Annotated in this window: 19 protein-coding genes and 2 pseudogenes; 10 read left to right on the plus strand and 11 right to left on the minus strand. The window is 71.2% G+C overall.

The window, feature by feature from the left end:
- Positions 1-5: 5 nt before the first annotated feature.
- The 5 genes and pseudogenes from cobO to M8330_RS13780 all read left to right on the plus strand — a co-directional run bounded on the left by cobO (position 6) and on the right by M8330_RS13780 (position 5,268).
- The gene (gene cobO, locus M8330_RS13755; RefSeq protein ID WP_250056265.1) at positions 6-620 is read left to right on the plus strand and encodes a cob(I)yrinic acid a,c-diamide adenosyltransferase; all 615 of its coding nucleotides are present in this window, start codon (positions 6-8) and stop codon (positions 618-620) included.
- Positions 617-3,060: pseudogene (cobBC, locus tag M8330_RS22690) on the plus strand (bifunctional hydrogenobyrinic acid a,c-diamide synthase/histidinol phosphate aminotransferase CobBC). Before cobO ends, cobBC begins: the two are co-directional and overlap by 4 nt.
- Positions 3,061-3,326: 266 nt before the next feature.
- A complete protein-coding gene (locus M8330_RS13770) occupies positions 3,327-4,589 on the plus strand; it encodes an aldehyde dehydrogenase family protein (RefSeq protein ID WP_250827801.1) in 1,263 nt (420 codons plus the stop codon).
- The gene (locus tag M8330_RS22055) at positions 4,586-4,948 is read left to right on the plus strand and encodes a YidH family protein (RefSeq protein WP_284704709.1); all 363 of its coding nucleotides are present in this window, start codon (positions 4,586-4,588) and stop codon (positions 4,946-4,948) included. Before M8330_RS13770 ends, M8330_RS22055 begins: the two co-directional genes overlap by 4 nt.
- A gap of 11 nt (positions 4,949-4,959) precedes the next feature.
- Positions 4,960-5,268 (plus strand): DUF202 domain-containing protein, encoded by a 309-nt coding sequence (locus M8330_RS13780; protein ID WP_250827802.1) that lies wholly within the window; start codon positions 4,960-4,962, stop codon positions 5,266-5,268.
- Between the two features lie 129 nt (positions 5,269-5,397).
- Here M8330_RS13780 and M8330_RS13785 read toward each other — a convergent pair whose 3' ends face one another.
- From M8330_RS13785 to M8330_RS13835, 11 genes are all read right to left on the minus strand, one after another.
- Positions 5,398-6,324: an ROK family protein gene (locus tag M8330_RS13785; protein WP_250056255.1), complete on the minus strand. Its 927-nt coding sequence runs from the start codon at positions 6,322-6,324 to the stop codon at positions 5,398-5,400.
- A gap of 25 nt (positions 6,325-6,349) precedes the next feature.
- Complete coding sequence (locus M8330_RS13790; protein WP_250827803.1) at positions 6,350-7,927, minus strand: sulfatase family protein; 1,578 nt, start codon at positions 7,925-7,927, stop codon at positions 6,350-6,352.
- A 29-nt stretch (positions 7,928-7,956) separates the two neighbouring features.
- Positions 7,957-10,029 carry an ABC transporter ATP-binding protein gene (locus tag M8330_RS13795; RefSeq protein WP_250056252.1) on the minus strand — a complete coding sequence of 691 codons (2,073 nt, stop codon included), beginning with the start codon at positions 10,027-10,029 and terminating at the stop codon, positions 7,957-7,959.
- On the minus strand, positions 10,026-10,907 hold the full coding sequence (locus tag M8330_RS13800) for an ABC transporter permease (RefSeq protein WP_250056250.1): 882 nt from the start codon (positions 10,905-10,907) through the stop codon (positions 10,026-10,028). Before M8330_RS13800 ends, M8330_RS13795 begins: the two co-directional genes overlap by 4 nt.
- A gap of 25 nt (positions 10,908-10,932) precedes the next feature.
- On the minus strand, positions 10,933-11,877 hold the full coding sequence (locus M8330_RS13805; RefSeq protein WP_250056248.1) for an ABC transporter permease: 945 nt from the start codon (positions 11,875-11,877) through the stop codon (positions 10,933-10,935).
- Entirely contained in the window at positions 11,874-13,421 is a 1,548-nt protein-coding gene (locus M8330_RS13810; RefSeq protein ID WP_250056246.1) for an ABC transporter substrate-binding protein, read from the minus strand. The genes M8330_RS13805 and M8330_RS13810 overlap by 4 nt, the downstream gene beginning before the upstream one ends.
- Before the next feature lie 156 nt (positions 13,422-13,577).
- On the minus strand, positions 13,578-13,886 hold the full coding sequence (locus M8330_RS13815) for a DUF202 domain-containing protein (protein WP_250827804.1): 309 nt from the start codon (positions 13,884-13,886) through the stop codon (positions 13,578-13,580).
- Positions 13,887-13,951: 65 nt separating this feature from the next.
- Positions 13,952-14,338, minus strand: a complete 387-nt coding sequence (locus M8330_RS13820; protein ID WP_250827805.1) for a YidH family protein — start codon at positions 14,336-14,338, stop codon at positions 13,952-13,954.
- Entirely contained in the window at positions 14,335-15,699 is a 1,365-nt protein-coding gene (locus M8330_RS13825) for a sulfatase family protein (protein WP_250827806.1), read from the minus strand. The genes M8330_RS13820 and M8330_RS13825 overlap by 4 nt, the downstream gene beginning before the upstream one ends.
- A 38-nt stretch (positions 15,700-15,737) precedes the next feature.
- Positions 15,738-16,688, minus strand: a complete 951-nt coding sequence (locus tag M8330_RS13830) for a formylglycine-generating enzyme family protein (protein ID WP_250827807.1) — start codon at positions 16,686-16,688, stop codon at positions 15,738-15,740.
- Between the two features lie 112 nt (positions 16,689-16,800).
- The gene (locus M8330_RS13835; protein WP_250056236.1) at positions 16,801-17,382 is read right to left on the minus strand and encodes a TetR/AcrR family transcriptional regulator; all 582 of its coding nucleotides are present in this window, start codon (positions 17,380-17,382) and stop codon (positions 16,801-16,803) included.
- Positions 17,383-17,774: 392 nt separating this feature from the next.
- Here M8330_RS13835 and M8330_RS13840 point away from each other — a divergent pair, with 392 nt between their 5' ends.
- The 5 genes and pseudogenes from M8330_RS13840 to M8330_RS13855 all read left to right on the plus strand — a co-directional run bounded on the left by M8330_RS13840 (position 17,775) and on the right by M8330_RS13855 (position 23,928).
- The gene (locus M8330_RS13840; protein ID WP_250827808.1) at positions 17,775-18,797 is read left to right on the plus strand and encodes a LacI family DNA-binding transcriptional regulator; all 1,023 of its coding nucleotides are present in this window, start codon (positions 17,775-17,777) and stop codon (positions 18,795-18,797) included.
- Positions 18,798-18,874: 77 nt separating this feature from the next.
- A pseudogene (locus M8330_RS22695) lies at positions 18,875-20,161 on the plus strand (glycoside hydrolase family 127 protein); the annotation flags it as partial.
- Between the two features lie 99 nt (positions 20,162-20,260).
- The gene (locus tag M8330_RS22700; RefSeq protein WP_372490223.1) at positions 20,261-20,932 is read left to right on the plus strand and encodes a glycoside hydrolase family 127 protein; all 672 of its coding nucleotides are present in this window, start codon (positions 20,261-20,263) and stop codon (positions 20,930-20,932) included.
- Between the two features lie 626 nt (positions 20,933-21,558).
- Entirely contained in the window at positions 21,559-22,818 is a 1,260-nt protein-coding gene (locus M8330_RS13850; RefSeq protein WP_250827809.1) for a sugar ABC transporter substrate-binding protein, read from the plus strand.
- A 111-nt stretch (positions 22,819-22,929) separates the two neighbouring features.
- Positions 22,930-23,928: a carbohydrate ABC transporter permease gene (locus M8330_RS13855; protein WP_250056228.1), complete on the plus strand. Its 999-nt coding sequence runs from the start codon at positions 22,930-22,932 to the stop codon at positions 23,926-23,928.

The raw sequence follows: 23,928 nt of genomic DNA on the forward strand, positions 1-23,928 counted from the left end.
ATCTGATGCCCCAGGGCAAGCCGCTCGTCGTCCCGGACGACGGGCTCACGACCGCGCAGCGCCGCTCGCTGCCGTTGCTGATGGTCCACACGGGTGACGGCAAGGGGAAGTCGACCGCCGCCTTCGGCCTCGCGATGCGCGCCTGGAACCAGGGCTGGGACGTCGGGGTCTTCCAGTTCGTGAAGTCCGCGAAGTGGCGGATCGGCGAGCAGACCGTGCTCGAGCGGCTCGGCGAGCTGCACGAGCAGACCGGCGAGGGCGGGCCCGTGACCTGGCACAAGATGGGCGCCGGGTGGTCGTGGTCGCGCAAGGCCGGGGAGGAGACGGACCACGCCGCCGACGCCGCCGAGGGCTGGGCCGAGGTGCGCCGCGCCATCGCGCAGGAGCGCCACGACCTCTACGTGCTCGACGAGTTCACCTACCCGATGGAGTGGGGCTGGGTGGACGTCGAGGAGGTGGTCTCCACCCTCCGCGACCGTCCCGGTCGGCAGTACGTGGTGGTCACCGGACGTCGCGCGCACCCGGCGCTCGTCGAGGCCGCGGACCTGGTCACCGACATGACCAAGGTGAAGCACCAGATGGATCGGGGGCAGAAGGGGCAGAAGGGCATCGAGTGGTGAGCGCTTCCCACGCCCTGGCCCGCGTCCTGCTGGCCGCCCCGAGCACCGGCGCCGGGAAGACGACCCTCGCCACCGGCGTGATGGCGGCGCTGCGCCGCCGTGGGCTGGAGGTGTCGGGGCACAAGGTCGGCCCCGACTACATCGACCCCGGCTACCACGCGCTCGCCACGGGTCGTCCCGGGCGCAACCTGGACCCGCACCTGGTCGGCGAGGAGCGGGTCGCCCCGCTGCTCCTGCACGGAGCGAGCACCCCACGCCCGGCCGACGTCGCCGTGATCGAGGGCGTCATGGGGCTCTTCGACGGCCGCGTCGGCACGGACGGCTTCGCCTCCTCCGCCCACGTCGCCACCCTGACCCGCACGCCGGTCGTGCTGGTCGTCGACTGCGCCCGTGCCTCCCGCACGGTGGGCGCGGTCGTCCACGGGCTGGTGACGTACGACCCGTCCGTCCAGGTGGCGGGGGTGATCCTCAACCGCGTCGGCAGCCCGCGGCACGCCGCCGAGGTGGCGTCGTCGGTGCGGGTGCCGGTGCTCGGCCAGGTGCCGCGGGACGAGTCCGTCGCCACCCCGTCGCGGCACCTGGGGCTCGTGCCGGCCGCCGAGCGCGGGATGGTCGAGGCCGAGCTCGATCCGCTCGTCGCGCTGGTCGAGGCACACGTGGACCTGGACGCCGTCCTGGACGTGGCACGCAGCGCCCCGGAGCTCGAGGTCGAGCCGTGGAGCCCGCCGCTCGCCCCGCCCCGGCCCGCGCAGACCCGGGCCGGCGCGCTCCCCGTGGTCGCCGTCGCCGGCGGCCGCGCCTTCACGTTCCGCTACGCCGAGACCGAGGAGCTGCTGCGTGCGGCGGGCTGCGACGTCGTCGTCCTCGACCCCACGAGCGCGCCGGCCCTGCCGGCCGGGGTGGCAGGGCTGTACCTCGGCGGGGGCTTCCCCGAGGTGCACGTGAACGCGCTCGCGGAGAACGTCTCGCTGGTGGGCCAGCTGCGCGACGCGGTGCGCTCGGGCCTCCCGACCGTCGCCGAGTGCGCCGGGCTGCTCTACCTGTGCCGCACCCTCGACGGGGTGTCGATGATCGGCGCGATCGACGCCGACGCGGCGATGCACGAGCGGCTGACGCTGCGCTACCCGGAGGCCGTCGCGGTCTCGGACTCGCTGCTCACCCGGGTCGGCGAGAGCGTGACCGGGCACGAGTTCCACCGCACCCGCGTCACCCCGACCGCCGGGGCGGCGCCCGCGTGGAGGGTGGCCGACGGCCCGCACGGCGCCGGCTTCGGAGCAGGAGGCGGGGTCGAGGGCTTCACGAGCCCCACACTGCACGCCTCCTACCTGCACACCCACTGGGCCGGTCAGCCGCAGATGGCGCAGCGCTTCGTGGAGGCGGTGCGCGCGTGGTGAGCGTTCCCGGGGTCGCGGGCGACCCGGGCACCGACCTCCTGCACCACGGCGACGTCGAGGTCCGGGGAGCCGGGCTGCTCGACCTCGCCGTCAACGTCCACCCCCACGGTCCGCCGCGCTGGCTCGCCCAGGCGTTGCGCGACAGCGTCGAGGACGTCGCCGCCTACCCTGACGCGCGCGCCGCCGAGGTCGCGCTCGCCCGAAACCACGGTCGCGACCCCCGCGAGGTGCTGGCCACTGCCGGCGCCACCGAGGCGTTCACCCTGCTCGCCCGGATGCGCCCGTGGCGGCGGCCCGTCGTCGTGCACCCGCAGTTCACCGAGCCGCACGCAGCGCTGGAGCAGGCCGGGCACCGCGTCGAGGTCGTGCTGACCTCCGGCGACCACCGCCTGGCCACGGCGGCCGTCCCCGAGGACGCCGACCTGGTCGTCCTCGGCAACCCGACGAACCCCACGGGGGTCCTGCACCCGCGCGAGGACGTGCTGGCGCTGACCCGGCCCGGCCGGCTCGTCGTGGTCGACGAGGCGTTCATGGACGCGTTGCCCGGGGAGCCCTCCTCGCTCGCGGGATCTCCCGTGGAGGGCGTCGTGGTCGTCCGCAGCCTCACCAAGACCTGGGCGATCCCGGGCGTGCGCGCGGGCTACCTGCTGGGTGGCCCGGACGACGTCGACACACTCCGCGCCGCCCGCCCGCCGTGGTCGTTCTCGGCCGCCGCGTGCGCGGCGGTCCTCGCCATCAGCACGCCGCAGGGGGCTGCCGAGCAGGCCCGGCGTGCGACCGAGCTGTCGGACTGGTCGGCCTCGATGGCGACGCAGCTCCGCGCGCGCGGGGTGGAGGTCGTGGCGGGCAGCGCGCCGTTCCTCCTCGCCAGGCTCGGTGAGGGGACGCACCGGCGTCTGCGCGAGGTCGGCGTAGCGTCGCGGCGTTGCGACACCTTCCCCGGGCTCGACGACGGCTGGGTCCGCCTGGCCGCGAGACCGCCGGCCACCGTGGCCGTGCTGCTGCGGGCACTGGAAGCATGCGGAATGCGCGGTTGCGGCCCGTGACCGGGGTTCGCTGCGTTCACCTCGGCCCTGGTAGGCGTCACTGGTGAACGGCCGGACGCTGACCGCGCGGCACGCTCTGAGGCGGTCCAGCAGGCGCGGTGGATCTGGCCACCGTCGCCGACAGTCCTCGCCGCACGCCACGGCCGCTGGCTCACCAGTCCCCACACGGTCCGAGCGCGCTTGGGTTCCGTTACCCCGCGCACCGCGCCTGACTGGTTCGGCTGACCGCTCTAACGGTAGGTCCGTCTGATCGCGCCATCATGTGCTTGACATCGGCAATCAATGCTGCCAACTTTGTCCTGACATTGTCTCGGGAGGAATTGGCTCGTGATGCGGATGACCTCGCCCCCCTCATCGTGCGCGAGACCGGCAAGCGTCACCCCGAGGCGATGGCGGAGGTCGAGATGAGCGCTGCCTACTTCGACTGGTTCGCCTCGGTCGCGGAACGACTCGAGCACGAGTGGACCGATGACCGGGCACAGGTTCATCGCGTGCCTGTCGGCGTGGTCGCCGCCATCACCGCCTGGAACTTTCCGCTCTCGCTGCCGGCGCGCAAGCTCGCTGCCGCTTTCGCCGCAGGCTGCCCTGTCGTGCTGAAGCCTTCTCCGCTGTCACCGCTCAGCGCCATCGCCCTCACACGCGCCTGCGACCGTCACCTGCCCGCCGGCTGCGTGGGCGTCGTCCTGGGTGGGCGGGACCAGGCCCACGAGCTCGTGGACAGCGACCACGTGCGGGCGGCCTCCTTCACCGGGTCGACGGAGGTCGGAGTCGGCCTGGCGACGCGTCTCGGCGCCACACTCAAGCGCGGTGTGCTCGAGCTCGGCGGACGAGCCCCGTTCGTGATCCTTCCGGGGGCGAACGTCGGCCGGGCGGTCGACCACCTCATGGTGGCGAAGTTCCGCAACAACGGGAGCTCCTGCATCGCTGCGAACAACGTCTTCGTGCACGAGTCCCTGGTCGACGAGGTGTGGGAGTCCGTCGTGGCCAGGGTGTCCTCCATGGTCACGGGCGACCCGTTCGATCCCGAGTCCGATCTCGGCCCGCTGCGCACGGATGAGCTTGCGGACTCCGTCAGAGCACTGGCCGACATTGCCGTGCGTGATGGTGGGGAGTCCGCAGTGGGGACCGCGATGAGCGGGGGTACGCGCAACGTGCCTGCGACCGCGGTGCGGGTGCGATCCGACTCCGCGTCGTGGGCCGCCGAGGTGTTCGGACCGCTCCTCCTCCTGCGCGGCTTCGACAGCCCGGAAGAGGTGTCCCGGGAGGTCAACGGGTGGCGCAGAGGGCTCGGCGGATACGTGGCAGGGAGGTCCCGCCAGGAGGCGTCGAGCTTCGCGTCGCGGTTGCGGGTGGGCATGATCGGGATCGACACAGGATCGCCCAATGCGCCCAGGCTCCCGTTCGGCGGCTTCGACGAGGCGGGCTGGGGACGCGAGGGTTCGGCCCTGGGCGTCGATCCCTTCCTCGAGACCCGGACGCTGTCCTTCGGCTCCGGCGTCGCACCGACGGTGGGGGAGGCGCGGTCATGACCAGCGAGCACGTCCGGCGGCCTCGGTGGGTCTACGGCCAGGGCGACGAGCCGGACTACCGCTTCAGCTTCGCGAACGAGCGCACCTTCCTGGCCTGGATCAGGACCGCTCTGGCTTTCATTGCCGGCGGCGTCGGAGCGGACCTGCTCGCGCCGGCCGGTGCGGGAGCCGCCGGCACGGTGCTCGCCTCGGTCCTGGTGCTGCTGGGCGTGCTTCTGTCCGGCATCGCCACCCTGCGGTGGGCGCGGGCCGAACGTGCGATGCGGGAGGGGCGTGCCCTTCCCGGCTTCCTGTGGGTGGGGGTTCTCCCGGTGGGGCTGGTGCTCGCTGGTGTGCTTCTGTGGGCGGCGTTCTGGTGAGATACGCCCGCGTGCCGGCCCAGGACCCGGGCCTGCAGAACGAGCGGACCGCACTGGCCTGGCGGAGGACGGCGTTCTCCGTGGCCGTCGTCGGCCTGGCGATGGTGCGACTCTCGTTCCACGACTGGGGACCCGCCGCCGCGGTGTGGGCACTCGTCACGATGCCCGCCGTCGTGCTGGTCCTCGTCGGGTCCTCCAGGTCCTACTCGGGCCGATACCTCGACGCGCACAGGGTCGGCGCTGGTGTCGCGGTGCTGGCAACAGGGTCCACGGTGGTCGTGCTGGGGCTCCTGGGTGCCGTGTTCCTCTGGGCGCGATGAGGGCAAGGGTCGCTGAGGTGGATACGACGTGTGAGCAGTACGGGCTCCTCCAGCGCCGACAGCCGCCCTCGGCAGGCCGGGTGCCGCAAGCCATGCAGCGACCTCGTGCGACCTGCCTCCACCCCTCCATCATCCCGCGCGCGCACGCAAGGGCGCGGTCGGCCGATCCACGAGGTACGCGGCACCGAGCACGGCCGCGTCCGGTCCGAGTGTGGACGTGCGGACCTCCGGCAGCGGCTCGGCGGCACGGGTGACGAGCCGGTCGCCCAGCGCGCGCTCGACGGCACGGGAGAGCAGCGTGCCGGCCGCGGCCACGCCGCCGCCGAGCACCACGACCTCCGGGTCCAGGAGCAGGACCGCGTGGACGAGCCCCTCCGCGACAGCGTCGGCGAACACGTCGAGTACGGCGATCGCCGGCAGGTCTCCGGCGGCCGCGGCGGCCACCAGGCTGTGGGAGTCCGGCCAGCCGCGCTCGCGGGCCAGGCGGCCCAGAGCGGTGCCGGAGGCGTACTGCTCGTAGCAGCCGCGGCCGCCGCACCCGCAGGGCAGCCCGCCCGGCCGGATCGGCACGTGTCCGATCTCCCCGGCGGCCCGGAAAGCGCCCCGCACCAGGGCGCCCTCGTGGACGACGGCGCCCCCGATACCGGTGCCGAGGCAGACGTAGAGGAACGAGTCGGAGCCTCGTCCCGCCCCTGCTCGGGCCTCTCCCAGGGCGGCGACGTTCGCGTCGTTCTCGAGCCGGACGGGCACGCCCCACGCCTGCTCCAGCTCAGTGCGCAACCCGCGTCGGCCGAGGCCCGCGAGGTTCGGCGCCACGCTCAACTGCTCGCCGGTGGGGTCGAGCGGTCCGGGCACGCCCACGCCCACGCCGTCCACGGCGGCGGGGCCGCCGAGGTCGGCGATCAGCTGCGCGACGTGCGCGAGAAGGGTCTCGTAGGGCGCCGGGTCACCGACCGTCGCCCACGAGGTGCGCGAGCGCACCGGCCCCTCCGGCGCGGCGACGACGCCGGCGAGCACCTTGGTGCCGCCGACGTCGACGCCGACCCTCACACCCACCGGCCCGCGTGGGTCGTACGCGGGCTCACTGGGCGGGCTCCTTCTCGGCGTCCTCGCCGAAGATCATCCGGGCCCACTGGTGGTGCCGCTCGGGCGTCCAGGACGGCTCCTGTGCATGCCAGGAGACCGGCGTCGCGCCGGACGCGGCCGCCAGCCGCTCCATCAGGTCATCGGCGAGGTGGGCACGACCGGTGTCGCGCAGGTGCTGCGCGTAGGTGACCGGGTCGTTGTAATAGGTCGGCCCGGTCTGCAGGGTCGTCTGCATGGGGTCCGGCAGCGCGCCGGGACGCCCGGCGAGCTCGTTCCACCACTCGGTGAGATGGGCACGCATCTCGTTGGCGAGGACGGGCTCCTTGTCCAGCAGGTTCTCCGTCAGGTGCGGGTCGCTCGGCACGTGGTACAGCGACTCCCACTCCACGAAGTTGGCGCCGGGGTGGTACGTCCGCACGTAGAGGTGCTCCCTGGTGCGGACGGCGCGCTGGTAGGTGTGCGCGCCGTGGCCGAGCACCAGGTACTCACGGTCCTCGATCTCGCCACCGGAGATCGCGGCCGCGAAGGACCGCCCCTGCCAGCCGGAGCCGGGCGCGATGTCGAGCATCTCGCACAAGGTGGGCGCCAGGTCGATGTTGTAGAGCATCTCGTCCCGGTGTCGGGCCTCGTCGGGGAGGTCGTCGGTGACGCCCGGCCAGTACATGACCAGCGGCAGGCGGTGCACCGGCTCGTTTGCGTTGCCGTGCTCGGCGTAGGAGCCCATCTCGCCCAGCGACTCGCCGTGGTCGGCGGAGACGATGATCGCGGTCTCTTCCGCGATGCCGAGCTCGTCGAGGGTGGCCAGCAGCTCGCCGAAGAGCGAGTCCCAGTACATGATCGAGCCGTCGAAGCCGTTGATCAGGTGCTCGAAGTCGGCCCGGTCGCCGATCTGCTCGGGCATGTTCGAGGGCACCGGGCTGGGCAGCGGGAAGCCGGCGTAGTGCAGGTCGCGGGCCGTGCGCGGCCCGTAGACCTCCTGGTGCGCTTCGATCGTGGCGGCATCCGGCCACTCCTGGACGGGGCCGGACTCGGCGGCCTTCCGCGTCCAGGACGGGTCTGCCAGGTAGGGGGTGTGGGGCTCCCAGTACGTCAGGTGCAGGTACCAGTCGTCCTCGTCCGCGTGCCGGCGAATCCAGTCCAGCCCGACGCGGTTGATGTCGGCGCCGTCCTCGTCGTTGAGCTCACCCGTGGCGCGGATGGTCTCGCGGAAGTTGCCGAGGAAGTAGTAGGCGCGGTGGCGCTCGGCGAACATCGACACGGCAGCGGTGTAGGTGCCGTGGGCCTGGAGCAGCTGGCCGAACAGAGGCCGGGTCGGGTGCGGCGCGTGACCGGAGTCGAGCCGGTAGCGGGCCGCGTCCCCGAAGTGACCGATGACGCCGTTGGTGATGCCGAACTGGCTGGAGTACAGCGCCGTGCGGGAGGGCAGGCACGGAGAGTCCGAGCCGTAGTAGCGGTCGAAGGTGACGCCCCGGTCGGCCAGGGCCTGGAGGTTCGGCGTGGTGTCGCGGTGGTACCCGTACGGGGTCGTGTGGTCCGCCCTCAGGGTGTCGACGTCGATGTAGATGATGCGCACGTGGGGTCTCCTCGTGGTCTCGGGCGTGCTCAGGCGGTCGGGGCGGCGAGCTCGCCCGGGAAGTGGCAGGCGGCCATCTGGCCGGTCGCGGTCGGCGTCAGCGTCGGCGCCTGCTCGATGCAGACCTGGCGGTCGTCGCGGAAGAGCGGCCCGATGGGGCAGCGGGTCCGGAAGCGGCAACCGGTCGGCGGGTTCTTGGGGGACGGCAGGTCACCGGTGAGCACGATCCGCTCGCGGTCGCGCTGGGCGACGTCCGGCTTCGGGGAGGACGCCATCAGCGAGGCCGTGTAGGGGTGCTGCGGGTCGCTGTAGACCTGCTCGGCGTCACCGATCTCGACGAAGGTGCCCAGGTACATCACCGCCACGCGGTCGCTGATGTGCTTGACCACCGACAGATCGTGGGCGATGAACAGGAAGCCCAGGTCGAGCTCGTCGCGCAGGTCCGAGAGGAGGTTGATGATCTGCGCCTGGATGGAGACGTCGAGCGCGGAGACGGGCTCGTCGCACACCAGCAGCCGGGGCTCGGCAGCCAGGGCACGCGCGATGCCGACGCGCTGGCGCTGGCCGCCGGAGAAGGCGTGGGGGAGCCGGTCCAGGTGGAGCGGGTTGAGCCCGACACGCTCGGAGAGCCGCAGGATCTCGGCCTCCCGCTCCTTCGCCGGCACGCCACGGACCTCGAGGGCCTCCTCGATCGACTGCCGCACCGTGCGGCGCGGGTTGAGCGAGGCGAAGGGGTCCTGGAAGACGTACTGGACGGTCTCACGGATGCGCTTGGACCCGGCCCGGTCCTTCGGGCCGAGCTCCTGGCCGCCGATGCAGACCGAGCCGCCGGAGACGGGGTTGATCCCCATGATCGCGCGAGCCAGCGTGGACTTGCCGCAGCCGGACTCGCCGACAAGGCCGAGCGTCTCACCGGGGCGGACCTCGAGGCTGACGCCGTCCACCGCGTACACCGGGTCGGCCTTGCCGAGCAGCCCGCCGCGTCCGCAGTTGACGTCGACCCGCAGGTCGGTGATCTCCAGCAGTGGCTCGCCGCCGATCTCGCGACGGGCGGCCGTGGCCTCCGCCGGAGGCGCCGGGGTCAGCGGCGCGCCGTCCCCGGTGACGTGGCAGGCGGCACTGTGCTCGGGTCCACGGATCGTCAGCACCGGCACGGACTCGCGGCACCGGTCCTCGGCGAAGCGGCAGCGCGGGTTGAACGAGCACCCGGTGGGCAGGCGGGACGGGTCCGGCGGGGCGCCCGGGATCGCCGGGAGTCGGTGCTCCTCCCCGTCCTCGAGCTTGGGCATCGCGGCCAGGAGATCCGCGGTGTAGGGCAGCTGGGGCGCGCTGAAGATCGCCTCGACCGGCCCGCGCTCCATGACGCGCCCGCCGTACATGACCACGACGCGGTCGCACATCTCGGCGACGACGCCCATGTCGTGGGTGATCATCAGCACCGCGACGCCGAGATCCTCGCGCAGCTGGGCGAGGAGCCGGAGGATCTGCGCCTGGATGGTCACGTCGAGCGCGGTGGTCGGCTCGTCGGCGATGAGCAGCTTGGGCGAGCTGGCCAGCGCGATGGCGATGACCACGCGCTGGCGCATGCCGCCGGAGAACTGGTGCGGGTACTCGTCGAGCCGGCGCGGCGCGTCCGGGATGCCGACCTGCTCGAGCAGCTCCAGCGCGCGAGCACGCGAGGCCTTCTTCTCGCCGCCGTGTACGATGAGTGCCTCGGCGATCTGGTCGCCCACGGTCATCACGGGGTTCAGCGCCGACTGCGGGTCCTGGAAGACCATGGCGATCTCCGAGCCGCGCAGTGCCTGCATCTCCTTGTCGGAGACACCGAGCAGGTCCTGGCCGCGGTAGAGCACTTCGCCGCCGACGACGCGGCCCGGCTTGTGGATCATCCGCAGGATCGAGCGGGCGGTGACCGACTTGCCGGAGCCGGACTCGCCGACGATGCCGACGACCTCGCCGGGGCGGACCGTGAAGGAGACGTCGTTGACCGCCCGGACGATGCCGAACTGGGTCTCGAAGTGGGTCTGGAGACCGCGGACGTCGAGCAGCAGGTCCGTGTCCAGGGAGCCGGCGGGCTCGGTCGAGGGGGTGGTGATGGTCATCGTCGGTTCGCCGCCTTGTTGAGCGCGTCGGAGAGGAGGGTGAAGGCCAGGGCCAGGAGCAGGAGCACCACGCCGGGACCGATGACGTAGGTGGGCAGGGTCTGGACGTAGCGCGCGCCGGTGTTGAGCAGCGCGCCCAGCGAGGGCTGCGGCGGGTTGATGCCCAGGCCCACGATCGAGAGGCTGGCCTCGATGAAGATCGCGGCCACCGTGTAGATCGCCGCGGTCACCAGCAGCGGGTCGACGACGTTCGGCAGGATGTGGCGGACCATCACCGTGCGACGCGGCACACCGAGCGTCCGCGAGGCCACCGCGTACTCACGGTCCTGCTGGGTCAGCAGGCCGGCGCGCGCCAGGCGACCGAACTGCGGCAGGCCCGCGATGACGATGGCCGAGAACAGGGCGAACCATCCGGCGCCGATGACCAGCACGATCATGATGCCGAGCAGCAGTCCGGGGATGCCGAGCACGATGTCGAGGGCACGCTGCACGAACAGGCCGAGGCGACCGTTGAGGTAGCCGGTGAGGCCCAGCAGGGTGCCGATCGCGAGGCTGACGGGCACCGCGGTGATGATGAGCGTGAGGTCGGTGCGCAGGCCGTAGATCGTGCGGACGAGGATGTCGCGGCCGAACTCGTCGGTGCCCAGCCAGTGGGCGGCCGACGGCCCGGCCAGCGCGCCGCTGCTCTGCTCGTCGTACCCGCCCGGGAAGAGGGCGGGCGCGAGCAGAGCCAGCGCCACGAGGGTGCCGAGCAGCACGAGAGCGGTGATGCCGCGCCCGCTCTTGAGCACCATGAGGTAGCGGTGGAGCGTGGGGAACCGGGGGGCCCGGCGGACGTCCTTGGTCGCCCTGCGCGCGGGAGCGCTGGTGGCAGACATGGCTTCTCCAGTCGTGTCGCGCGGCTCAGGCGAGCCGGATGCGGGGGTCGAGGGCGGCCAGGGTGATCTCGGTGAGCAGCTGCGCCATGACGGCGACGAAGACCGTCCCGACGATCACCACCTGGATGACGGCGTAGTCGGAGGCCTGCGCCGAGGTGACGGCCAGCTGGCCGATGCCGTTGCGGGCGAAGATGGCCTCGATGACGACGGCACCGGCGAGCAGGTCGCCGAAGCGGATGCCGATGGCCACGACGGCCGGGCCGAGGCTGTTGCGCAGGACGTGGCGCCGGTAGATGCGCCCGGACGGCACGCCCTTGGCCGTAGCCAGGTCGACGAAGTCCTCCTGCTGGACCGAACGCATCTGGGTCTGCACCAGCCGGGCGATGCCGGCCGCCATGGGCAGGGCCAGGGCGATCGCGGGCAGGATCAGGTACTGGATGCCGATGACCGGGTCGGAGAGCACCGAGACCTCGCCGCTGATGGGGAGGACGGGCAGCGCGACGCCGAAGACCAGGATGAGCAGCAGGCCCGCCAGGAACGGAGGCATCGCGAGCATCGTGGTGTTGGTGCCCTCGGTGAGGAATCGCGACCAGCGTCGGTTCGAGGAGCCGGCCGCGACGCCGAGACCGATGCCGGCGACGACCAGCAGCAGCCCGGCCAGCACGGCAAGCTCGAGGGTCGAGCCGATCCGGTCCCCGATCAGTTCGGAGACCGGCCGCCGGTACTGCAGCGAGGTGCCGAGGTCACCGGTGAACAGTCCCTGCATCCAGTGCAGGTACTGCGTCACGTACGGCTGGTCGAGGCCGAGCTCCGCGCGGATGGCTGCGATCGTCTGCGGCGAGGCGTCCGGACCGGCGAGCAGTGCCGCGGGGTCACCGGGCACCAGGCGCGGCAGGCTGAAGGCGATGACGCTGGTGACCAGGAGGACCAGCACCACCGAGGGCAGCTTGCGGACGAGGTAGCGGATCATTGGGTCACGCAGGCGTCGTAGTAGTTGGTGCCGCCCAGCGAGTAGGCGATGCCCTGGACGCTGGAGTCGACGACGGACGGGAACGGCGCGGTCACGAGCACGTCGAGGAACGCCTGCTCGTTCATGTACTCGGTGAGGGCGGCGGTGGCCTCGGCGCTGTCCTCGCCGGCTGCGATGACCGCGTTCACGAGCTTCTCGTACTCGGGGGTGTCGAACACGCGGTGGGCACCGGCGAGGCGCAGGTCGGCGTTGGTCTGGAGCATGAACGCCGTTCCGCCGTTGGAGCCGCGGAGGATCAGGTAATTGCCGGCGGCTTGCTCGGCGGCACGCGCCTGGAAGTCGGGACCGGCCAGCGGCGTTGCCTTCACCGTCAGGCCGATCGCCTCGAGGTTGTTGGCGATGATCTGGTACTCGGCGGCCAGTGTCGGGATGTTGAGGTAGGTGATGGTGACGGTCTCGCCCTCCGCACCGGCCTCCTTCACGAGCGCCGAGGCGGCGTCAGGGTCGTACGTGAAGCCGGCCTGGTCGGTGGGGTAGTCCGGGCTGGACGGCGACCAGTACAGGCCGTCGGTGTCGCCGAGGCCTGAGAAGACCTGCTCGTTGATCCGGTCCCGGTCGATCGCCATGGCGATGGCCTGGCGGACCTTGACGTCCGCGCCGGCTCCCTTGGTGGTGTCGATGACGAGGGGGAAGACGGCGTCCGCCCCGGAGGACAGACTGAACGAGTCGTCGCCGTCCACCAGGGTCGTGGCGTCCTGGATGGTGAGACCGGAGGCGATCGCCGTGCTCCCGGAGCGCAGGGCCGAGATCTGGGCGGTGGAATCGGCGATGGTGTCGACCTGGACCGTGGCCAGCGACGGCTCCTCGCCCCAGTAGTCGTCACGACGCTCCAGCGTGATGCCGGCGCCGGCGGTGTAGTCGCTGACCACGTACGGCCCGGTGCCGATCATCTGGCTGCCGTCGAGCAGGCCGTCGTAGGTCTCGGAGTCCACGATCGGGGTGAGGTCGAGGGTGCTCGCCAGGACCGGCGTCAGCGGGTTCTGGCCCGTGATGGTGACCTCGAGGTCGCCGGTCTTCTCGATGTCCCACGTAGCCAGGATGGCCTTCACGTCCGACGGCGACGTCTCCGAGGCAGCCGTCTCGAAGGTCCACACGACGTCGTCGGCAGTCATGTCGCGCCCGGTGCTGAAGGTGACTCCCTCGTTCAGCGTGATGACCGCGGTGAGGTCGTCGTCGGAGAGGGAGATGTCCGAGGCGAGGACCAGGTCCAGCGCCGTGGGGTCCTCAGCCGTCCCGTAGGCCAGCGGCTCGAAGACCCCGCGGGCCCACCACTGGTTCGCGGCACCCTGAGCGAGCACGCGCTCGGGGATCGGGGCCTGGGCGTTGGCGATGGTGAGCGTTCCACCGTCGACGCACTCACCCGAGCCGCCGGACGCCTCCTGCTGGACGGCGGATGCGCAGGCCGTCAGGGAGCCGCCGGCGAGCACGAGGGCGGCGATGCCGACCAGGGCCCGACTGACGGGCGCGAGACGAGTCTGGGACATGGCTGTTCTCCTTGGATGACGAGGTGCCCTCCGACCGGCCGCAGTGCGGGTCGGTGGCGTCGGACTCTCAGGTCCGTGACGTGGCACACGTTACTTAATGCTCAGTAAGTGAGCAAGCGCACGCGGCGATCTTTATCCGATGGATGTCCCTCAGCGTTACTCCACGAAGGCGACGACCACGAGGACGCCGAGCATCCCGAGGCAGCAGCAGACGGCCAGCACGGTGACGGGGACGCCGGCCCGCGCCGGCCCCACCAGCTCGTCGTGACGGTGCAGGGACCGCGTCACAGTGCGGTACCGGAGGGCGGAGGCGCCGGTGGCGAGGGCGGCCAGGGCGAAGGCCAGGGCCGCCGCGAGGGCGACCCGCGGCGAGACAGGGGCGAGGACGCGGCCGGCCCCCGCGGCGGCCACCGCCAGCGAGAGGGCGGTGCGGCGCCAGCTGAGCGCCGTGCGCTCGGCCTGCACGGCGACGTCCCAGAGTCCCGCCTCGCGGGCGTTCCCGAGGCGACGCCCATTCAGCGGCGCCGCACTCACAGGCTGCTCACGACCAGGGCGACCAGCAGCACGCCGAGGACGACGCCCGTACCGCCCGCGAGCACGGGCGAGAGGAGCGCGGACGGCAGTGGCCGCTCCTCGCGCAGGGCACGCTCGGTGCGGACCCAGCCCCACCAGCCCTCGAGGGGAGCGAGCGCGCCGAGCAGCACCAGGCCCAGGGCTAGCACGCGCTCGAGCCACGGCTCGATCGGCAGGTCGAGGGCGACGAGCGCGACGCCGGCCGCGCCCAGCGCCAGCGAGGTGCGGATCCAGGCCAGGAACGTCCGCTCGTTGGCGAGGCTGAAGCGGGGGTCCGGCTCCCCGCCGGCAGCGTAGACCCCCGCTGGGAAGCGTCGGGTGCCACGGTCGGTCGCCCCGCTCATGCGCCGACCACCGTGGTGCCGAGGTGCGCGCGGAATTGCTCGACCAACGGGTCCTCGACGTCCTCCATCCACCGCAACAGCGCCGCTCGGCACGCCGCGAGGTCGTCGGCGTGCTCCGAGGAGGAAGCGAGGTCGTCCAGCGCGTCCGGGTCGACCTGTGTGTCGTAGAGCTCCTCGGGAGCACGGCGCAGGTAGAAGTCGGTGCGCGCCGCCATCGCGGGGTCACCCTCGGCCGCCTCGACCATGGCCGCCCAGGAGCGGCCCCACATGTTCTCCGCCCGGTAGCGCGGCGTCCCGTCAGCCCAGGCGTTCCACACGTAGGTGCGGTCGGGGCGGTGCAGGCCGCGCATCTCCAACCGCATGCCGCCGGAGTTCTCGTGGAAGACGGAGACGACCTCCTCGCGCCAGGTCGAGACCTCCCCGCGCAGCAGCGGGCCGAGGCTGTGCCCGTCCACCCCCTCGGGGACCCGTGCGCCGGCGGCCTCGCACAGCGTGGGCAGCAGGTCCAGGGTGGAGGTCCACGCATCGATCCGAGTCCCGGGCTCGACCTCTCCCGGCCAGCGCAGCACGACGGGCACGTGGATGCCCGGTCGGTAGCAGCTCGCCTTCGCCCACGGCAGGGCGATGCCGTGGTCGCCGTGGAAGACCACGAGGGTGTCCTCGACCAGGCCCTCCTCCTCCAACACCCGGAGCAGGGCCCCGATGGTGTCGTCGCAGCGACGCACCGAGGAGAGGTACTCCCGGTACTCGCGCTCCACCTCCGGTAGGTCCGGGAGGTATCCCGGCAGCCTCACCTCGTCGTCCGGGGGGCAGGTGCGCGAGGGCTCCGGGAAGGCATCGCGGACCTCCGGCGGGTAGAAGGTCTGCTCCTCGTCACTGCCGTGGAAGGGCCGGTGCGGGTCGTGGGAGTTGGCGAGCAGGAACCACGGCCGGCCCTGCTCGCGGGCGCTGCGCACGAACGTGCGGGCGCTCGCCCCGTACGCGGTGGCATCGCGACCGTCGGCGAGGTCGGCCCGGTCGCGGGTGAAGTCCCAGGCGAGGCGGTCCTGGGGCTGGAGGTGCTCGAGCTTGCCGAGCGCGCCGGTCAGGTAGCCCTGCTCGCGCAGGACGTCGGTGAGCAGCTCGACGTGCTCGTCCATGGGCTCGAACCCCATGGCGCCGTTGCGGTGCGGCCAGCGGCCGCTGAGCATGGCCGCCCGGCTGGGCTGGCACACCGCGATCGGCACGAACGCGTGGCCGAGGACTGCCCCGGATGCGCCCAGCGCGTCGAGGTGGGGAGTCGTCCAGGACGGCCCGCCCAGGCAGCCGGGCGCCTCGGCCCCCATGTCGTCGGCGGTGATGACGAGGATGTTCAACGGCATGGGCGCTCCTGGACCTGCGGGACGTGTCTCAGGACACGTTACCTAATGGTCAGTAAGTCGCGCACCAGTCGGAAGCCGAGGTTACCGCCGGCGCTGTCCGGCGAGTTCCGCGTGCGGGCCGCGACCCGGTATCGGTTGCAGTAGGAGTCGTGGCAGAGGTAGGAGCCGCCGCGCATCACCCGGTCCTCACCTGTCGCCGGCCCTCGCGGGTCCCGTGCGCCCGCAGGGGCGTGGGTGGTGCCCCACCGGTCGGCGCACCACTCCCACACGTTGCCGGCGACCTGGTGCAGCCCGTAGCCGTTCGGCGCGTAGGCGTCGACGGGCGCGGTGCCGCGGTAGCCGTCCTCGCCCGTGTTGCTCACCGGGAAGCGGCCCTGCCAGATGTTGGCGCGGTGCTCGCCCCCCGGCGTCAGCTCGTCGCCCCACGCGAACCGGGCCTGCTCGAGGCCGCCTCGGGCCGCGTGCTCCCACTCGGCCTCGGTGGGCAGCCGGGCACCGGCCCAGCGGGCGTAGGTGTTCGCGTCCGCCCACGAGACGTGGACGACGGGGTGGTCGGCGCGCCCGTCGAGGTCGCTGCCCGGCCCCTCGGGGTGGTCCCAGGTGGCGCCCGTGACGGCCGCCCACCAGGGTGTGACGTCGGGCCGCGGCGAGGCCTTGCGCAACGGCCCGGGCAGGAACGAGGCGAAGACGTAGGACCAGCCGATCCGCTCGGTCTCGGTGACGTACCCGGTCGCCGCGACGAACGCGGCGAATCGGTCGTTGCTCACCGTGTACCGGTCGACCTCGAACGGACTGAGCACGACCTCGCGGATCGGCCCCTCTCCGTCGGAGGCAAACCCCTCGGCATCCTCGGTGCCCATGAGGAAGGGCCCGCCCTGCAGCGCGACCCAGGAAGCCCCGTCGTCCGCCGTGGTCGCGGTGGGCGGGGAGCCCGCAGACGGGGCCACGCCCTCGCCGTCGGGTCGTCCCGGCATGCAGCACGAGCTCATGAGTCCTCCTGACCGAGTGCTTGGTAGGTCGGGGGACAGTGTGCCCCGTCACGCCCACCGGGCCCAGGCTGGGGCCCGGTGGGACCGCCTGCCTGGCGGGGCCGAGGCTCGGTCAGGCGGCGCCCGTCCGGTAGCGGCGGACGTGGGCCATCAGCAGCCCCACGAGGTCGACGTCCCCCGCCGAGAGCCAGAAGAGCTGCAGCCCGTTCATCATCGCCAGGACCTCGATGGCCACGACCTCGGGGTCCAGGTCGGTGTGCACCCGGCCGGCCTCCTGGTCGCGTCGCACGATCGCCGTCAGCGCGGCACGGCTGTGGAGGTGACGCTGGCTGAAGTACTCGTGCGCCGGGTGGTCGGCGTCCAGGCTCTCCGCCGCCGTGAGCGTGAACAGCCGGACCAGGCCGGGCTGGCCCAGGTTGCGCTCGGCGATCACCCGCACCCACGTCTCGAGCGTGACGTCGTCGGGGTCCAACGCCCCGGCCATCCACTCCTCGTCCTCCGCGTCGCGCTGCTGCAGCACGGCGAGGATGAGGGCGTCCTTGGTCTTGAAGTGATGCAGAAGGCCGGGCTGGGAGACGCCGACCTCGGCCGCCACCTCCGCGAGCGAGGTCGCGCGGAAGCCGGTCTTGGCGAACACGCGCGCCGCTATCTCGATGATCTCCTCGCGGCGGGTGCGGCGCGGCGCGATCGTCACGTGGCCTCCTCGGGTGTCGAGCAAGTGTAGGCGCTGTCGTAGCGGGAGACGCACGCGGTCGCGCCCGGTCTCTGCGCCAGTACGACCACATGACCGGGGCGAGCTCGTCCGGCGGCGATCAACGCCGTAATCGGAATCCCTCGATCCGTTCGACTGTAGCCCGGGGGCGGTGGCGCCCCTCGCGTGGGTTGGTGGCCACACTGCAGGCGGCGCCGCCTTGTTCTGCGAGAGACGCCTCCCGCGGAAACTGCAAGGCTGAACCCGAGGACGTGCCGGGCCAAGGTGGCGTAGGTGAGAACAATAGTGTTCGGCCCTCCACGCCTTGCGCCGGAAGCGCCTGGATGTCACAGTGTGATCCACATCAATCGAATCGGTTCGATCAGGGGGTATGCATGGTCACGATCAGTGACGTGGCCAAGCGCGCCGGTGTCTCGCGTTCCACGGTCTCCTACGTATTTTCCGGTCGTCGAGCCATCTCGCCGGAAGTGCGGGCTCGTGTCGCGGACGCTGCCCGCGAGCTCGGCTACACCGCGAACGCGGGTGCCCGTGCGCTGAGGACCTCGCAGACGCGGGTGATCGGCCTTCTCGCCCAGTTCCTCGATGACGAGTTCGCTCCGGCGATGCTCCAGTACATCCAGGGAGTCACGGACACGGCCCGAAAGCTCGGCTACGACGTGCTCCTCGTGACTGACCCGGACGGTCCTGCGGCGCTGCGTCGCGTCACAGACTCGCGGATGGTCGATGGGGTGGTGCTGTTGAACGTCGCAGAGGATGATCCCCGAATACCTCTGCTCCGCAATGCGGAACAGCCAGGAGCCCTCGTCGGTCTTCCGCGCGACGGTGCGGGTGTCGACGTGTTCGACCTTGATTTCCCTGAGGCCGGGCGACTCATGGTCGAGCAGATGGTGGAGGCAGGCCACGAGGAGATGCTGCTCATCTCGCAACCTCACGACGTGGTCGAACGCGGCGGTGCCTACGTGTGGCGACTGCGTGACGGATGCATGCAGCGCGCCGAGCAGCTCGGGGTTCGCGTACATCACAGCTTCGCTCCCTCCCGCGCTCCCGAGATAGGGGAGTGCCTCCATGATCTTCTCGACGAGCACCCCGGGGTCACGGGCCTCCTGCTCAACAACGAGGCGGCGGCGACAGCGTTGCCCGGCGTCCTTCACCAGCGCGGGCTCAGCGCTCCCGACGACCTTTCAGTGATCGGCCGCTACTCCGAGGAATTCGCTCGTGTCTTCTCTCTTCCGTTCAGTTCGGTCGAGAGCGCACCCGACTTCCTGGGACGTCTCGCTGTCCAGCACCTCGTCCATCGCATAGAGGGGCAGCGCCCCCACGACTCCGCCTACATCGCCCGACTGGTCGCGCCGGTGTTCCGCGACCGCGGCAGTGTCGGCCCCGCCAAGAGAATCTGACCCACTCAGCGTCCTGCAACCCGGGCAGGCGTCCGTCGTTGCACCCGGCCGCTGCGCTCCGAGAAGGAAGGTCTCCTATGACATCCGTCGACGAACCCCTGGCGCGAGCAGCCCGCGCCACCTCGCCAGTCTCTACCCGGGCCCGCGCTGTCCCTGTCTCTCCGCGTACCGGGCGACTCCATCCGCTGCCACTGGACGCCCTGGTGCTGCACGGCGGACTGTGGCGTCAGTACCAGTCCGTCAATGCCGACCGGACCTTCGACCACGTCATGCACTGGCTCGATCACGAGGGCTGGCTGTCGAACTTCGACCGCGTCGCCTCGGGTGAACCGATGGGCGACAGGCCTGGGTGGGTCTTCTCCGACTCCGAGGTCTACAAGGTCGCCGAAGCGATGGCCTGGGAGTACGCCCGCACTGGCGACAAGACCCTGCCCGTGCGGCTCGAGGCGCTCGCCACCCGGATCGCCGCGGCACAGGATCTGGACGGCTACCTCAACACCGCGTTCGGGCACGGGGAGCAGCGGCCTCGGTGGAGCGACCTGGCGGAAGGACACGAGCTCTACGTCGCCGGCCACCTCCTCCAGGCCGCCGTCGCACACGTGCGCACGATCGGGGAGGGCACGCTGGTGCGTGCTGCGGTGCGGGCCGCAGACCAGTTGTGCGAGGAGTTCGCGGACGGGGCACGTGAAGCCATCTGCGGACACCCGGAGATCGAGGTGGGACTGGTCGAGCTCGGCCGGGCGCTCGACGAGCCGCGCTACATCGACATGGCCCGTACGTTCGTGGACCGCCGTGGCCACGGCTCCCTGGGCGAGGGCAACTTCGGTCGTGCCTACTTTCAGGACGACACGCCCGTGTTGACGGCCGACGTGCTGCGGGGTCACGCCGTCCGAGCGCTCTATCTCTCGGCGGCTGCGATCGACCTCGCCGTCGACCAGTCCGACACCGAACTGCTCGACGCTGTGCAGCGCCAGTACGACCGCACCGTCTCCCGCAGGACCTACATCACGGGCGGCATGGGGTCGCGGCACCAGGACGAGGGGTTCGGCGAGGACTGGGAGCTCCCCAACGATCGTGCCTACTGCGAGACCTGCGCAGGGATCGGTTCGATCATGGTGGCCTGGCGCCTCCTCCTTGCGACCGGGGAGGTCAGATATGCCGACCTCATTGAACGCACGCTGTACAACGTGGTGGCAGCCTCGCCGTCCGACTCCGGGGACGCCTTCTTCTATGCCAACCCCCTCCATCAGCGCGTGGAGGGTGAGCCCGTGGACCCGGTGCGGGCCAATCCCCGGGCCGAGAGTTCCGACCGTGCCCCCTGGTTCGAGGTCTCCTGTTGCCCCACCAACCTCGCCCGCACGTTCGCCTCACTGAGTGCGTACTTCGCTACCGTCGACGAGCGTGGGGTGCAGTTGCACCAGTACGGCGACTACGTCCTGCGGACGCCGTGGCGCGGTGGCTCGTTGGCGCTGAGTGTCCGTACCGACTACCCGGATGACGGCACTGTCGTCGTCGTTGTCGAGGAGGCTCCCGAGACGCCGTGTGAGCTTCGGTTGCGGGTTCCGGAATGGTGCGAGGGAGCCACGTTCCGGGTGCGCGGAGCCGCGCCCGTGGACGTGAGCCCTGGCTGGGCCACCGCGGTGGGCCCGTGGAGCCCGGGGGACCGGGTGGAGCTGCATCTGCCGCTGCGGCCCCGTGTGATCGAGCCTGACCCCCGCATCGACTCGGTGCGAGGGTGCCTGGCCGTGCAGCATGGCCCGGACGTGCTGTGCTTGGAAGGCATCGACCTGCCGGCCGGCTGGTCCCTCGACGACGTGGCCGTAGACGACCCGTCCTCGGAACTCCGCGAGGGGATGCCGGCACGGGTGTCGCTCCGCTCGCGCTCTGCACTCGACGCCGCGTGGCCCTACCGTCCTCGGGTGCGTGGGGCGGCCGGTCGCCTCATCGCGGGTCGTGCGACGAGCTCAGGCGAGGGCGCGGTGTCGTCCAGCCCCGGGCCGTACCGCGAGACGCATCTGGGGCCCGCGGACCCTTCGGGTGGTGCCGAGGACCGTGTGCGGGTCGCACTGAGGCCCTATCGCGGATGGGGCAGGCGGGGACGGACCACCATGCGCATCTGGCTCCCGACGAGCTGAACCGTCTGCCGGATCACGGCGCTTGCTTCTCGATCGCCGCAGGTCATGCAAGGTTCTCGGCCAAATCCTTAGTAACCGCTTGATAGTAGATGTGATCGTGGTTACATTAAGCGAACCGATTCGACGAATCGTTTCGACTGCATCGAATCGGTTCGACAGTGAAGTCAGGCGAGCAGGACGCGGCGACCGAGCCGGCCCCGCCCGCAGGCCGACGGGCAACCGTCCGGCGAACTGAATACCGGCCAGAACGTTTACCCGGCCGAACGGCCGAACAGAACGGCCGTCCTTCGTCACCCTGACGCCCGCACAACAGGCAAGGCGCAACGGTGGTCCGGCCCGAGATCGGCCGACCAGGCGTGGCACAGAGCGGCCGGACCATCGGTCGCAGCTGCTCACAGGCTCACACGGCGCGCACGGGAACGCCGCGACAGTCGGCCAGCACAGCAAGGCCAACACCAGAAACGCGGACCACGGTCACCGATGGGACACCGGTGGTGACCGACACAGACACGGCTGAGGGGCACTCGGGTTCCTCACCGCCGACCCCACAAGGCGCCCACCGTCCACCCGGACAGCGCGGCAGCAGACAGAGACACCGGCCCCTGCCGGTCCCACGAGGAGGAACAATGAACACCAAGCGCACCCGTCGTACGGGCCTCGCCGCGACCGCCGTCCTGGCGATCGTCGGCCTGGCCGCGTGCGGTGGCGACGGCAGCGGGTCGGCCAACGGCGACTCGGGTGAGCCGCTGACCACCGTGAGCTTCTGGGATCCCTACCCCCAGTACGACGACAGCTCCGACTGGGCGAAGTACGTCGAGGGCTGCGCGCCGGAGGGCACCACCCTCGAGCGGACCACGGCACCCAACGGCGACCTGCTCAACAGCCTCACCAGCGCCGTCCGCGAGGACAACGCCCCGGACGTCGTGCTCCTCGACAACCCGGCCGTGCCGGACGCGGCCGCGTCCGGCCTCCTGGCCTCCTCCGACGACGTCGACTTCGAGATCGGTGACGCCGACGAGAACCTCGCCGGCCCCGGCCTCATCGACGGCAAGACCTATGGCGTCCCGATCGGAGCGAACACGCTCGGGTTGTACTACAACGTCGACGTGCTGAAGGCCGCCGGTGTCGACCCGGCTTCGATCACCGACTGGGCCAGCCTCAACGACGCGCTCGCCGCGGTCACCGACAACGGCAACTCCGGCATCACCTTCGCCGGTATCGCCGGCGAGGAGGGCACTTTCCAGTTCCTGCCCTGGTTCTGGGGTGCGGGCGCCTCCCTCACCGACCCGGGGTCGTCCGAGGCCGTCGAGGCCGGGCAGCTCCTGTCGGACTGGATCGGTGACGGCTATGCGCCGAAGTCGGCCATCAGCGACAACCAGTCCGCCTCCTGGGACCTGTTCCTGACCGGCGACTACGGCTTCGCCGTGAACGGCTCCTGGTTCGCCAAGTCTGCCGCCGACCTGGATTTCGACGCCGTCATGATGCCCATCCCGGCCAAGGACGGCGGCGCCGCACCGGTCCCCACCGGCGGAGAGTTCGCGGTCGCGCCGATCCACCAGAGCAACGCGCAGGCCCGCTACGACGCGGCCAACGAGATCATCGACTGCCTGGTCGGCAACGGCAATCAGGTCGAGACCGACGACCAGCTGGGGTACTTCGCCGCCAACGGTGAGGAGCGCCAGACGCAGATCGACGCCGACGCCGTCTGGACCCCGTGGACCGACGCCATCAACAACGCCCAGGGCCGCACCAGCGACCTCGGCGCCGACTACACCGCCACCTCGGGTGCGCTCTCCGCAGCCGAGCAGGCCGCCCTCAACGCAGCCGGTGACGAGGACGCCGTCGCGCAGGCGTTCGAGGAGGCCGGCCAGTCCGTCGGCCAATGATCCATCATCTCGCCGGTCCGGCGGCCGCATCGGGCGCCGGACCGGCGTGAGACCCCCGAAAGATCGATCGAGACGGCCGCGAGGTCGAGAACCAGGAGAGGGTGACCAGCCATGGTCCACCAGACCGAGGACGTGCAAGGCCTCGTCCGGCGCCCGCCCGCGCCCGAGGCCCGCACAGCCGAGGCCGCCGGTAGCGACACGACGAGCCCGAAGCGGCCCCGTCGCCCACGGATCTCCCGTCCCACGCTGGCAGGGCTCGGCTTCATCGCTCCGCTCGCGGTCTACATGGTCCTCTTCTACCTGTACCCGCTCGTTGAGAACGTCTCGATGAGCCTGCACCGCTTCACCCGTGCCACCTACGTCACCGGTGAGGCGCCCTTCGTGGGCACTGACATCTACCGCGAGGTGATCGGCTCCGCTACCTTCGCGCCCACCATCGTCCAGACGGGTCTGTTCGTCGTCATCTCTCTGGTCTTCCAGTACACGATCGGCCTGACCCTGGCCGTGTTCTTCCAGCGCCACTTCCCCCTCTCGGGGGTCCTGCGAGGCCTCTTCCTGGTCCCCTGGCTGCTACCGATCATCGTCTCCGGCACGACCTGGCAGTGGATGATGGACGCCGACTCGGGAGTCATCAACGGTCTCCTCGGGGTCATCGGCATCGACTCGGTGTGGTGGCTCAACGCCGACAACGCCCTGTGGGCAGTCATCATCGCCAACATCTGGCTCGGTATCCCGTTCAATCTGGTCATCCTGTACTCCGGCCTGCAGAACATCCCGACTGACCTGTACGAGGCGGCGTCCGTGGACGGCGCCAGCCCCTGGCGCCAGTTCTGGTCGATCACTTTCCCGCTCCTGCGGCCCGTCACGGCCATCACCCTGCTCCTCGGCTTCGTCTACACGCTCAAGGTCGTCGACATCATCTGGATCATGACCACGGGCTCAGGGTCGTCGCAGACCCTCGCCACCTGGGCGTACTCGATGGCCTTCGGAAAGGGTTCCTCGGCCATCATCCGCTACTCCGAAGCCTCGGTGGTCGGCACCGTCCTGCTCCTCATCGCAGTCGCGATGGGATTCGTCTACCTCGCTGTCCAGCGCCGTCAGGAGGCCTGA

The organism is Nocardioides bruguierae (assembly GCF_023656415.1).
GTDB lineage: Bacteria > Actinomycetota > Actinomycetes > Propionibacteriales > Nocardioidaceae > Nocardioides > Nocardioides bruguierae.